Origin of the sequence: Aeromonas popoffii (genome assembly GCF_037818705.1) — a bacterium.
GTDB lineage: Bacteria > Pseudomonadota > Gammaproteobacteria > Enterobacterales > Aeromonadaceae > Aeromonas > Aeromonas popoffii.
Genome location: NZ_CP149129.1, coordinates 2,829,136 through 2,841,530 on the forward strand (window position 1 = coordinate 2,829,136; position 12,395 = coordinate 2,841,530).

Annotated in this window: 7 protein-coding genes; 1 reads left to right on the plus strand and 6 read right to left on the minus strand. The window is 59.5% G+C overall.

The window, feature by feature from the left end; all coding sequences use genetic code 11:
• Nucleotides 1-70 precede the first annotated feature (70 nt).
• Nucleotides 71-1,366, minus strand: coding sequence for a DEAD/DEAH box helicase (locus tag WJM78_RS12860; RefSeq protein ID WP_275931020.1), 1,296 nt, complete (start codon nt 1,364-1,366; stop codon nt 71-73).
• Nucleotides 1,367-1,670: 304 nt separating this feature from the next.
• The gene (locus WJM78_RS12865) at nt 1,671-2,321 is read right to left on the minus strand and encodes a DedA family protein (protein ID WP_339009729.1); all 651 of its coding nucleotides are present in this window, start codon (nt 2,319-2,321) and stop codon (nt 1,671-1,673) included.
• Between the two features lie 560 nt (nt 2,322-2,881).
• Here WJM78_RS12865 and WJM78_RS12870 point away from each other — a divergent pair.
• On the plus strand, nt 2,882-3,775 hold the full coding sequence (locus WJM78_RS12870) for an NERD domain-containing protein (protein WP_339009730.1): 894 nt from the start codon (nt 2,882-2,884) through the stop codon (nt 3,773-3,775).
• A gap of 354 nt (nt 3,776-4,129) precedes the next feature.
• On the opposite strand, the gene WJM78_RS12875 is transcribed toward WJM78_RS12870, so the two are convergent.
• The 4 genes from WJM78_RS12875 to carA form a co-directional block, all read right to left on the minus strand.
• The gene (locus WJM78_RS12875) at nt 4,130-5,305 is read right to left on the minus strand and encodes a DUF1615 domain-containing protein (protein ID WP_339009732.1); all 1,176 of its coding nucleotides are present in this window, start codon (nt 5,303-5,305) and stop codon (nt 4,130-4,132) included.
• 232 nt (nt 5,306-5,537) lie between these two features.
• Entirely contained in the window at nt 5,538-7,196 is a 1,659-nt protein-coding gene (gene leuA, locus WJM78_RS12880) for a 2-isopropylmalate synthase (protein WP_339009734.1), read from the minus strand.
• A 548-nt stretch (nt 7,197-7,744) separates the two neighbouring features.
• The gene (gene carB / locus WJM78_RS12885; RefSeq protein ID WP_339009736.1) at nt 7,745-10,969 is read right to left on the minus strand and encodes a carbamoyl-phosphate synthase large subunit; all 3,225 of its coding nucleotides are present in this window, start codon (nt 10,967-10,969) and stop codon (nt 7,745-7,747) included.
• Between the two features lie 16 nt (nt 10,970-10,985).
• Nucleotides 10,986-12,137, minus strand: coding sequence for a glutamine-hydrolyzing carbamoyl-phosphate synthase small subunit (gene carA / locus WJM78_RS12890; RefSeq protein WP_339009738.1), 1,152 nt, complete (start codon nt 12,135-12,137; stop codon nt 10,986-10,988).
• Nucleotides 12,138-12,395 lie beyond the last annotated feature (258 nt).

Sequence of the window (12,395 nt, forward strand, 5' to 3'; positions counted from 1 at the left end):
CCTTTATAGACAAAATCGCCCCGTCCGGCCTGCCCTGACAAGGGGAAGGCCCGGGCGGGGTTGGGCGCGCTTATTTCGGCTGGCGCGGCTTCTTCATTGCCGCCAGACGCTTGAGGCGCTGGCCCTGCAGCTTGGCTTCGGCCATGGCCTGGGCGGCGGCATTGTCATCGCGCTGGGGGCGCTTGCCGAAGCGACGACGCTCCTGCAACTGCTTGATCAGCTCGTCACGGTTGCCCACCTGGTAGCCCGGCACCATGACGCGGCGGATCTTCTGGCCGATCAGCGCCTCGATCTCGAGCAGGGTGCGCTCTTCTTCGCGGCTGACGAAGGAGATGGCCATACCGCTCTTGCCGGCGCGGCCGGTACGACCGATGCGGTGCACATAGTCTTCGGCCAGGAACGGCAGATCATAGTTGACCACGTACTGCAGATCCGGGATATCCAGACCACGGGCGGCCACTTCAGTGGCGACCAGCACCCGCACCTTGCCTTCCGTGAATTCACGCAAGGCGCGGCGACGGCTGCCCTGGGCCTTGTCGCCATGCACCACGGCGGACTTGATGCCATCCAGGTTCAGCTCGGCCACCAGCTCGTCGCAGCTTTCACGGGTACTGGCAAACACCAGCACCTGCGGCCAGTTCTGCTTGCCGATGAGCTCGGAGAGCAGCTCGCGCTTGCGCTTCTGCTCCACCGGATAGACGGTGTGGGTGACAGTGTCAGCGGTGGAGTTCTGCTTGTTGACGCTGATGATCTGCGGCTTGTCCAACATGACGTTGGCCAGCTTCTTCACCCCGTCGGAAAACGTGGCGGAGAAGAGCAGGTTTTGGCGGTCCTTGTTGACCGCTTGCAGGATCTGCTGCACATCGGCGCTAAAGCCCATGTCGAGAATGCGATCCGCTTCATCCAGCACCAGACACTCGACGCCAGAGAGGCTGAGGTTGCAGGCAGTCAGGTGCTCCAGCAAACGACCCGGGGTCGCCACTATGATGTGAGCACCCGCTTTCAGCTTCTTGGCCTGCACATCCTGCTTGCCGCCACCAACGAGCGTCAGCACGGTGACATCCAGGTACTTGGCAAAATCATTGATGTTGCCCGCCACCTGGGCCGCCAGCTCGCGGGTCGGGGTCAGGATCAGCACACGGGCGTTGGACGGTTGCAGCTCGGTCGGCTTATCCACCAGGCGCTGCAGTATCGGCAGGGCGAAGGCGGCAGTCTTGCCGGTACCCGTCTGGGCGCTGGCCAGCACATCGAGACCGCGACGTATGGTCGGGATCGCCTGGCGCTGCACAGGGGTCATCTCCTGATAACCGCAATCTGAGACAGCACGCAAAATCTCGGGGGCAAAATCGAACGATTCAAATCTCATAAATTGGGTTCCTGTGTTCCAGCTGGGCTGTGTTTGGCTTGCGGCTCGGCGTAGGCGAGGCGGAGGTTGATACCACCGGTGGCTGCGTCCGACATCAAGTCAGAAAGTGAGCCGGAAAATGGCGGGCGCGAAGTGTAACAGATAGACATCACAAATTCTGCCTCAAATGACCTGAGTTTTTATCCTCCTGCCAGGTACCTGCTTGAACGGGGCTAGGCGACCCTGGCGGTCCGCTCGGCACCGCACCTTGGCCAGGTGAACATTCACAAAAAACACGCGGGTGACCTTGGCCACCCGCAGCCGATCAGCGGATACGGTTGGTCGGGCGCTTGAACAGCCGGATGGCAATGGCCGCCATGGCGATGACGAACAGGCCAAGGGAAGTCACCAGCAGACCCTTGGTTATCAGCTCGTGATACTGCTCAAACACGGGGGCCGCCATCACGAACTTGCCCACCAGACTCAGCAGCAGGGCCCAGAGGAAGGCGCTGGCAAAGCTTGCCATCATCACCCGCGGCAGATGCAGGCGCGAAACCCCCATCAGCATGGGCGTCAGCACCCTGACAAAGGGCACGAAGCGGGAGGAGAACAGAGCCCAGAAACCGTAGTTCTGCAGCAGACGCGAGGCTCGTGGCAGACTGCCAGCGGGGATCATACGCTCCACATTGCCCATGAAGGAGGTGCCGTGCAGCGCATGGCCCTGCAAATAGGCGATCAGGCTGCCAAGCCCGGCGGCAAGGGGCAAGTAAATCAGTGTGACTTCGGGGCCAAGCACCCCCATGCCCACCAGACCACCGGCCAGCAGCACCAGACTGTCACCAGGCAGGGGCAAAAAGACGAAGCTTGATTCGAGAAAGAGGATCACCACCAGACAGGTGACGAGCAGGCCCACCGCCTGCATCTGGATCAATTGGTCAAAGTCCTGTTGCCATATGGCAAGCAGTATATCCTGCATCTGGTGACTCCCATCAACGCCAGTGAGCATCCATCCTGGGGAACCTGATGGCCCCCGCTGCGGCTGACACACCCTGTCGCCATCTCTTTTTCCTCCTTGAAAGGCTTTCGTTATACACCCGGTCAAGTGAACAAAAAATTAATGCAGCGGAGATAATCGGCTCGGCGCGACGAAAAAATCACTGGGGCTCTGGATCGAGCGCTACAGCAGCAAGTACCACATCAACGTGACCCGCACCCGGTTGCTGGCCCGCGGTATGTTCAGCCACAACACCAGCTGCTACGGCGTCGGGCTGACAATGGGTTTCTAAGCCACCCCCTTCCTGCTCCTCCCTTCGCCGATCACCCCGCCTTTTTCTGTGGCACTGGCGCAGAAAAATAGTGATGAACCACTCAGTTGGTGGAAGCGGTCACACATTCACCTCAGTCAACTCGCTAAAGTAGTTCACTTCGACACCCTATTTTCCGTATGACGCTGACCCGGTCGCCCCAGCGCTGGCCAAGGCCAATTAAAAAGCCTCCGCTGTCAGGGACTGGTTTCGGGGAGCAAGGAGAAATGAAATGGACTTTACCGCTCTAATAGCCGTTGTTTTGGCTCAACTCTGGTATCTGCTCCCGCTACTGTTGCTGGTAACCATCGCCAAAAGCCCCTGGTTCAAGGGCATGATCGGAGAGTGGCTGATCAACGTCAGCATCCGGCTCTTTCTCGACAAGCAGGAATATCAGCTGCTGAAAAATGTCACTCTGCCGCTCGAGCAGGGCACCACCCAGATCGATCACGTTATCGTCTCCCGCTTTGGGGTATTTGTGATAGAGACCAAAAACATGAAGGGGTGGATCTTCGGAGATCCAAGACACAAGCGCTGGACCCAGCAACTCTTTCGACGCCGGCACGGTTTTCAGAACCCGCTGCATCAAAACTATCTGCATGTGATGACTCTCAAATCCCTGCTGGGACTGGCAGATCACCAGCTGCACTCGATCGTCTATTTTATTGGCGACTGCACCTTCAAGACCCCCATGCCAGACAACGTCATGCGGCGTGGTCTGGTCAGCCATATAAAAAGAAAGACCACTCCCGTACTGACCCCTGCCCAAGTCTCCCACATTGTCGAAACCATCCAGCAAGAACGACTGGCCGCCAACTGGCAGATCCATAAACAGCATGTTGCACAACTAAAGGCGCGCCATACCACTCCACATAGCAAACCAATGGCAGCCAAAACTGTCCCCGTGAACTTGGCTGCATATGACCCGGTGGAGATAAGCCAGACACTCGGCGATCACACCCCCACCTGTCCAAAATGCGGCAGCCATATGGTATTGCGAACCGCTACTCGGGGTGAAAACAAGGGCAATCAGTTTTGGGGATGTAGCGGATTTCCAAAATGCAGGAGCGTTATTTTATTACACCGTCAGCCCCCTAAATCGGAGATTACTATACAGCATCATTAAACGGACCAGAGTAATTGGGAGGTGCGAATAAGTACCTCGTGAACAAAAAATTAAAATTTTATCCATTTAATATCAATTAGTTATAATGTGGCGCATTTGTGCCATATGACTTGTCCGCACATTCCTTAAGATAGTTTGAGCCCCAATCCGCGAGGTATAAGGGCCAAAGAGTGAGGGAGGCATAATGCCTCCCTCTTTTTATTGGATGCCAGTCAGGGCAAAGGTTTCAGCCCAATTGACGCTTTAACCCTGGTATCGTTCCTGTTATTCAATATTTCGAATATTTAGTCACAAAAAAGCTTAACTGACTGGCATTACGGCCAATTGCCGCCCTTGTTACTCCGATGACAGAGATCACAACCGTTTCAGGCAGGTTTGCTGGCGCCACTGCACCCGTTTGGCAAACCAGGCGGTGGTGAGGTTGCGGGTGATCTTGGGGCTCTTCAGGGAGATGCCCGGCAGCACGGCGCGGGGTTGCCGCTTACCGGCTTGCTTGTCGGCCAGGGTAAAGACCCTATGGTAGAGATCGGTCTTGGCAAATTCGGCGGTATCCCCCAGTTTCAGGCTCTGGTGAATGGCCTGTTTGCTCATATTGACCCGGCTGGCAATGGAATGAACCGCGAGTTCAGTCTTGCCCGGCAGATCTGAGTCGTAGCGAATAAGGTCACCGTCCAGCGCCAGGGTTTTACCACTTAAACGGCTGACTGCGGCCTGAAAGGCGGCGTTGCGGCTGGCATACCAGCCTGCATTGAAGTCGGCGAAGCGGTAGAGGGCATCCGGGTAGTCTGCGGGATAACCAAGCAGGTGCTTGGTACCAAACCAGATGCCGCCACGGCGGGTAAAGACTTCGTGGCGAATGGAGTCCTTGACGGGGTAAGGGTAGCCACGGGCGTTGGCCTCGGCGAAGGCGATGCTGACCTGCATGGGGCCACCGGTGCGCACCGGGTTCATGTTGCCAAACAGGGTCTTGCCCATGGGCACCTCCCCTATCATGTCCTCGAAGATCTCGCTCATCTCCCGCTCGGAGCGAAGCTTGTCAATGCGCTCGGCATAGCTCTTGCCGGTGGGGGAATGGATGCTGAGCGCAGTGCGCACCATAAACTCGGGGATCAGCAGCTTGCCGGCACGGGCGTTGATCTCCTGCCAGGCGATCTTGCCAAGGCCCGGCACCACGGGATCGGCCTGAAAGGTGGACTCCTGCTCGACCACCGCCAGCACTGAGCAGACGTTCTCGTCGGTCACGGCCAGATCCTGTTTGGCGAGGGCTGTGACTATGTCCTGCGCCCAGCCGTTACGATCCACGGTACGGGCCGGCAACAGGAGCACTATGCGCGACTGCATGCTGGCCGGGGCTCTGGGGGTCTTGGCCTTGGGCAGAGCGGCGGGTTTGGTAATGGCCGGGCCTATGATGGCGGCACTGCCAGGTTTGCGGGTATCGCCCTGACTGGCCGGTTCGCTGGCACAGCCAGCCAGCAGCAAGGCGGCCAGCAGAGGCCCGACATGATGAGGATAACGAGTGAGATGATGCATGAAAGCTTCCCGATGGATGAGGCGCCACAGGCTTGAGCAGACAAGTCCGAGCCCCAGCAGCTGGGCATTGTAGAGGATTGATTGGGGGATCTGAAGACAGGAGCCTCGCCAGCCAGATAGCACCGGCCGCTGACACAACCAAGCCCCCGCCGGTTGGACGGGGGCCTTGCCGATATATCGGACCATGACCAGAGGTAAAGACAGTGTCCCGGCAGCAGATCAGGGGGGCGGATCAAGCCGTCTGGCGCAGGGCCTCAATTTGCGCCGCGCCATTGATCACCGCCTGCAAGGAAGCGTTGACCACGTCGCGACCGATGGCGACCCCGCACATGCGCTGACCATCGACACTCAGCAGCACATAGGCAGCGGCGCGGGACTCGGTGCCGGCGCTGAGGGCATGTTCCGAGTAATCGAGCACGTCTATGTGCATCCCGGTCTGGCGCTCCCAGCCGTTGACCAGCGCAGTGATGGCCCCCTCCCCTTCACCGCACAGTTGCAGTACGCCGTTCGGGGTCTGCAACTCGAGGCGCAGACTCTCCTGACTGTCATGACCAAGCTGGAAGCGACCGATGCGATAACCGTGCACCGGCTCGAGGTAGTGCTGCTCGAACAGGGCGCGGATCTGCTCCGGGCTTATTTCGCTGCTGCTTGCCTCGGCCTGCGCCTGTACCCGGCGACTGAAGTCGATTTGCAACCAGCGCGGCAGTTGCAGGCCAAGGTCGCGCTCCAGCAGATAGGTGACGCCGCCCTTGCCGGACTGGCTGTTAATGCGGATCACCGCCTCGTAGCTGCGGCCCAAGTCTGCGGGATCGATGGGCAAATAAGCCACATCCCAATAGGCATTGGGCTTCTCTGCTGCCAGGGATTTGCGAATGGCATCCTGATGGCTGCCGGAAAACGCCGTGTAGACCAGCTCGCCCGCGTAGGGGTGGCGCGGGTGCAGGGCTATCTGGGTGCAGGCCCCCACGGTGGCGACGATGGCATCCATGTCAGAAAGATCCAGCTCGGGGTCTATGCCCTGGCTGTAGAGGTTCATGGCCATGGTGACTATGTCCATGTTGCCGGTGCGCTCGCCATTGCCGAGCAGGGTGCCCTCAATGCGATCGGCCCCCGCCAGCACCGCCAGCTCGGCGGCGGCCACCCCGCAGCCCCGATCGTTGTGGGTGTGGATGGAGATGCTCACCTCGGGACGCGCCTTGAGGTGGCGGCAGAACCACTCCACCTGATCCGCAAACACATTGGGGGTGTTCACCTCCACCGTGGCTGGCAGGTTGAGGATCATGGGACGGCCTGCGGGGCGCCACTCGTCGATGACGGCGTCACACACCTCTACCGCGAACTCCACCTCGGTGCTGCTAAAACTCTCGGGTGAATATTGAAAGCTCCACTCTGTGCCGGGGTTGCGCGCGGCATGGTCGCGCACCCAACGCGCACCCTGCACGGCGATGGCCTTGACCCCCTCGCGCCCGGTGTTGAATACGTAGTTGCGCTGGGTCGGGTTGACCGAGTTGTAGACGTGGACGATGGCGCGTTTGGCCCCCTGGAGCGAGTCGAAGGTACGGGCAATGAGATCCTCACGGGCCTGCACCAGCACCTGTATGGTGACATCGTCCGGAATGAGATTGCGCTCGATAAGCTCACGCACGAAGTCAAAATCGGGCTGGGAGGCGGCAGGAAACCCCACCTCGATATGCTTGAAGCCAACATGGACCATCAACGCCCACATTTGCAGCTTCTGGGCCACCGTCATGGGTTCGACCAGCGCCTGGTTGCCGTCACGCAAGTCCACGGCGCACCAGCGCGGCGCGCGCGTCATCACTCGGTTGGGCCATTGACGGTCCGCCAGCGCGATCACGGGGGCGGGGCGGTATTTGCGATGATCGAAGCTCATATTCAGATTCCCTTGGCTGATGTCCTTGAGGCGCGGCGCCGTTGCGGGCGAGGTGAGCAACGACGCGACTGGGCAGGCAAGCTGACGGGGTAAGGAGGGGGAAGCGGGCTTGCGCGGTAACGCTGGCCCTGACGGTTGCGTGGGTGGTAACCCCACAACCGGTTTCCTTTGGTCCCTATGGATAAAGGGGCCGGCCTCGGCTGCCGGATAAGCAACTGGCCCTGATCCTCGCACCCCGCGGTTGCGGGCGCAGACGACCTTGTTTGATGAGAAATCAGTATATAGAGGTGGGCCGGGCGAGTGATTGCAAAGATTGCAAACCAGAGCCGCCAATGCGCAATCATTATCACTTTTATGCCACCCATAGGGTGTATCTCACCCTCCGCTGACCATATCCCCTCTCCCATGCGCACCTTACCCCTATGACGGAGGCTGGTCAGAACCGCCAAAAAACAGAAACCCCGCCATCGCTGGCGGGGTTTTTCAGGGTGCGCGTGTGTTGTGCAACGAGGAGCAGGAAGATTCCCCTGCCCTTTATTGCGCAATCCTTAGCGGTTTTTCACCTTCTGGTGCAGCTCCTGCACCGAGTTGACGTTGGCGGTGGCATCCATGCTGATGGCCATGCAGGTGGCAAACGCCTCATTCATGGTGGTGGTATAAGCCACTTTGTTCTGCAAGGCGGCGCGGCGCAACTGCTTGGAGTCCTGGATCGCCACCCGCCCTTCGGCGGTGTTGACGATATAGGTGTACTCGCCATTCTTGATGCGATCCAGAATGTGCGGGCGACCCTCGTGCACCTTGTTGACCAGACGCGGGTTGATGCTCGCTTCCCCCAGCGCCACTGCGGTGCCGTGGGTGGCATCGAGCTCGTAGCCCAGCTCCAGCAGCTTGGCGGCCAAATCCACAACCTGCGCCTTGTCGCTGTGGCGTACCGACAACAGGGCACGGCCCTCTTTCGGCACGGCGTGACTGGCACCCAGCTGGGCCTTGGCATAGGCCTCGGCAAAGCTGCTGCCCACCCCCATCACTTCACCGGTAGAGCGCATCTCTGGCCCCAGCAACGGGTCAACCCCCGGGAACTTGGCGAAGGGCAGTACCACCTCTTTCACCGAGTAGTAAGGCGGGATGATCTCCTTGGTGAAGCCCTGGCTCTGCAGCGACTGACCGGCCATGACGCGGGCGGCAATCTTGGCCAGCGGGGCACCGGTCGCCTTGGAGACAAACGGCACGGTACGGGCGGCACGCGGGTTCACTTCGATGAGGTAGATGTCATCGCCCTTGACCGCGAACTGCACGTTCATCAGGCCGACCACACCGAGCTCCAGTGCCAGTTTGCGCACCTGCTCGCGGATCTCGTCCTGAATTTTCTTGGACAAGGTGTAGGGCGGCAGGGAGCAACCGGAGTCACCGGAGTGGATACCGGCCTGCTCGATATGCTCCATGATGCCGCCGATGACCACGTCCACGCCGTCACAGATGGCATCCACGTCCAGCTCGGTGGCATCGTCCAGGAAGCGGTCCAGCAGCACCGGCGATTCGTTGGAAACGCTCACCGCCTCGGCGAAGTAGCGACGCAGGTCGGTCTCGTCATAGACGATCTCCATGGCGCGGCCACCCAGTACGTAAGAGGGACGAACCACCAGCGGATAGGTGATCCGCTCGGCGGTCAGCACCGCCTGCTCCAACGCGGTGACGGTGCCGTTTTCCGGCTGCTTGAGGCCGAGGCGCTCAACCGCAGACTGGAAGCGCTCGCGGTCTTCGGCGCGGTCGATGGCATCCGGGCTGGTACCGATAATCGGCACGCCGTTGGCTTCGAGTGCTCGGGCCAGTTTCAGCGGGGTCTGGCCACCGTACTGGACGATCACGCCCTTGGGTTTCTCGATGCGCACGATTTCCAGCACATCTTCCAGGGTCACCGGCTCGAAGTAGAGGCGATCCGAGGTGTCGTAATCGGTGGAGACGGTCTCCGGGTTGCAGTTGACCATGATGGTCTCGTAACCGTCTTCGCGCAGGGCTAACGCCGCATGCACGCAGCAGTAGTCGAACTCGATACCCTGACCGATACGGTTCGGGCCGCCGCCGATGATCATGATCTTGTCACGATTGGTCGGGGCCGCCTCGCACTCCTCGTCATAGCTCGAGTACATGTAGGCGGTGTTGGTGGCGAACTCGGCCGCGCAGGTATCGACCCGCTTGTAGATTGGGAAGATGTTGTGGCGGGCACGCAGTTTGCGCACCTCGGCCTCGGCCACGCCGAGGATCTTGGCCAGACGGGCGTCGGCAAAGCCCTTGCGTTTCAGGGCACGCAGGAAGTCGGCATCGAGACCGGCCATGCCGCGCTCTTTCACCTGCTCTTCCAGCTTGATGAGATCTTCTATCTGCACCAGGAACCAGGGGTCAATCTTGGTCAGCTTGAAGATACCGTCCATGGAGAGACCGGCACGGAACGCATCGGCGATGTACCAGATCCGGTCGCAGCCAGCGTCCTGCAGCTCGTGACGGATGCGGGTCAGGGAGTCCGGAGCATTGAGGTCAACCATGGGGTCGAAGCCGGTCTTGCCGGTCTCGAGGCTGCGCAGCGCCTTGTGCAGTGACTCCTGGAAGTTACGGCCAATGGCCATCACTTCACCGACCGACTTCATCTGGGTAGTGAGGCGGTCGTTGGCACCGGCAAATTTTTCGAAGTTGAAGCGCGGCACCTTGGTGACCACGTAGTCGATGGCCGGCTCGAAGGAGGCCGGAGTGCGACCACCTGTGATGTCGTTCATCAGCTCGTCCAGGGTGTAACCGATGGCGAGCTTGGCGGCGATCTTGGCGATGGGGAAACCGGTCGCCTTGGAAGCCAGCGCAGAGGAGCGCGACACCCGCGGGTTCATCTCGATGATGACCATGCGGCCATCTTTCGGGTTGATACCGAACTGGACGTTGGAGCCACCTGTCTCGACCCCGATCTCGCGCAGTATCGCCATGGAGGCGTTGCGCATGATCTGGAACTCCTTGTCGGTCAGCGTCTGGGCTGGCGCGACCGTGATGGAGTCACCGGTGTGGATGCCCATGGGGTCGAAGTTTTCGATGGTGCAGACGATGATGCAGTTGTCGTTGCGATCCCGCACCACTTCCATCTCGTACTCTTTCCAGCCAATCAGCGACTCATCGATGAGCAGCTCTTTGGTCGGCGACAAGTCCAGACCGCGCTCGCAGATCTCGACGAACTCTTCGGTGTTGTAGGCGATGCCGCCGCCCGAGCCACCCATGGTAAAGGAGGGACGGATGATGCAGGGGAAGCCGACCATCTGCTGCACGCCCCACGCCTCTTCCATGTTGTGGGCGATACCGGCGCGCGGACACTCCAGACCAATGCTCTTCATGGCGATGTCAAAGCGACGGCGATCTTCGGCCTTGTCGATGGCATCGGCGGTGGCACCGATCATCTCGACACCGAACTCGGCCAGCACACCGTGTTTTTCCAGATCCAGCGCGCAGTTCAGTGCTGTCTGGCCGCCCATGGTGGGCAGCACGGCATCCGGGCGCTCTTTCTTGATGATCTCGCGTACCACTTCCCAGGTGATGGGCTCGATGTAGGTGGCGTCCGCCATCTCCGGATCGGTCATGATGGTGGCCGGGTTGGAGTTCACCAGAATGACGCGGTAGCCCTCCTCGCGCAGGGCTTTGCAGGCCTGGGCGCCGGAGTAGTCAAATTCGCAGGCCTGGCCGATAACAATGGGGCCGGCGCCGAGGATCAGGATGCTCTGTAGGTCGTTACGTTTTGGCATGGCTTCTCTTTTCCTCTTAAGCGCGATACTGCTTGATCAATTCAATAAAGTGGTCGAACAGACCGGCACAGTCGTGCGGGCCCGGGCTCGCTTCGGGGTGACCCTGGAAGCTGAAGGCCGGACGGTCGGTGCGGTGAATACCTTGCAGGGATCCGTCAAACAGGGATACGTGAGTGGCGCGCAGGCAGTCTGGCAGGGAGCTCTCGTCCACGGCAAAACCGTGGTTCTGGGCGGTGATCATCACTGTGTTGTCATCGAGGCTCTTGACCGGGTGGTTGGCACCGTGGTGGCCAAACTTCATCTTGACGGTCTTGGCACCGGAGGCCAGACCCAGCAGCTGGTGACCCAGGCAGATACCGAACACCGGGGTATTGGTGCCGAGGAAGGTCTTGATGGCCTCGATGGCGTAGTCGCACGGCTCGGGGTCACCGGGGCCGTTGGAGAGGAAGATGCCATCGGGATTCATCGCCAGCACCTCGGCGGCCGGGGTCTTGGCCGGCACCACTGTCAGACGGCAGCCACGATCCACCAGCATGCGCAGGATGTTACGCTTGACGCCAAAGTCATAGGCCACCACGTGGTATTTGAGTTCATCGGCCGTCGGGGTGACATGCCCCTTGCCAAGCTGCCAGCTGCCTTCGGTCCAGGCGTAGGCTTCGCTAACCGTCACTTCCTTGGCCAGATCCATCCCCTTGAGACCAGGGAAGGCGCGGGCCTGTTCGAGGGCCTTCTCTGCACCGAGCAGACCGTCATCTACCTGTTTACCGGCCAGAATGCAGCCAGCCTGGGCGCCTTTCTCGCGCAGGATACGGGTCAGTTTGCGGGTGTCGATGTCGGCGATGCCAACGATGTTGTGAGACTTGAGGTAATCGGAGAGGGATTGCTGATTGCGGAAATTGGAGGCAAGTATCGGAAGGTCCCGGATGATCAATCCCTGAGCGTGGAGTTGACTGGACTCTTCATCTTCGCTGTTGGTGCCGGTGTTGCCTATATGGGGGTAAGTGAGGGTGACTATCTGACGGGAATAAGAGGGATCGGTGAGGATTTCCTGATAGCCCGTCATCGACGTATTGAAAACCACTTCACCAACGGAACATCCCTCGGCGCCTATCGACACGCCTTTGAACACAGTTCCATCTTCCAGCACTAGCAATGCAGTGTGATTCAAGACAACCTCCAGTTATTTAGCTTTAAATTCAGCAATTTACCTGGGTGTTGCGGGTCCGGACCCTGTGTAAAACAGGGCTGAAACCCGGCAGATTTCTGGCAAATTGGGCGCATTCTACTTAAAAACGATCGCATTTCAACGTCTTTTCTCGTTTTAAATGCATCTAAATTCAATAAAAAGGCAACATTACCCATTATCTATGCACTATGTCGCTTTGCAACCCCCTCTACCAAAAGAAAAGGCAAAACCTGATACAAA

What these genes read in the sequence shown, in the direction of transcription:
- WJM78_RS12860 (WP_275931020.1), bottom strand. Translation starts at nt 1,366, where the DNA reads ATGAGATTTGAATCGTTCGATTTTGCCCCCGAGATTTTGCGTGCTGTC.
- WJM78_RS12865 (WP_339009729.1), bottom strand. Translation starts at nt 2,321, where the DNA reads ATGCAGGATATACTGCTTGCCATATGGCAACAGGACTTTGACCAATTG.
- WJM78_RS12870 (WP_339009730.1), top strand. Translation starts at nt 2,882, where the DNA reads ATGGACTTTACCGCTCTAATAGCCGTTGTTTTGGCTCAACTCTGGTAT.
- WJM78_RS12875 (WP_339009732.1), bottom strand. Translation starts at nt 5,305, where the DNA reads ATGCATCATCTCACTCGTTATCCTCATCATGTCGGGCCTCTGCTGGCC.
- leuA (WP_339009734.1), bottom strand. Translation starts at nt 7,196, where the DNA reads ATGAGCTTCGATCATCGCAAATACCGCCCCGCCCCCGTGATCGCGCTG.
- carB (WP_339009736.1), bottom strand. Translation starts at nt 10,969, where the DNA reads ATGCCAAAACGTAACGACCTACAGAGCATCCTGATCCTCGGCGCCGGC.